This is a genomic window from Halomonas sp. ND22Bw, from assembly GCF_003011945.1.
Classification (GTDB): domain Bacteria; phylum Pseudomonadota; class Gammaproteobacteria; order Pseudomonadales; family Halomonadaceae; genus Halomonas; species Halomonas halophila.
The window spans coordinates 1-253 of the sequence record NZ_PXWD01001343.1; the positions used below are offsets into that span (position 1 = coordinate 1).

General features: G+C 65.2%; 1 protein-coding gene. It reads right to left on the minus strand.

Going from position 1 to position 253, the window contains the following annotated elements; genetic code table 11:
• Positions 1-253 (minus strand): ATP-binding cassette domain-containing protein (locus tag CVH10_RS22560; protein ID WP_146143304.1); only part of this gene is annotated, 253 nt, incomplete at both ends.

Below are 253 nucleotides of genomic sequence, written 5' to 3' on the forward strand. Positions count from 1 at the left end.
ATGCGGCCCTTGTCCATCACGATGATGCGGTTCGCGTTTCTTACCGCCGACAGGCGGTGGGCGATGATGAAGACGGTGAGGCCTTTGCAGATGTGGGCCATGTTGCGCTGGACGATGGCTTCGGATTCGTAGTCGAGCGCGCTGGTGGCCTCGTCGAAGATCAGGATGCGCGGCTGCGTGAACAGCGCCCGTGCGATGGCCACGCGCTGGCGTTGACCGCCCGAGAGGCTCGCGCCCTGCTCGCCCACCATGG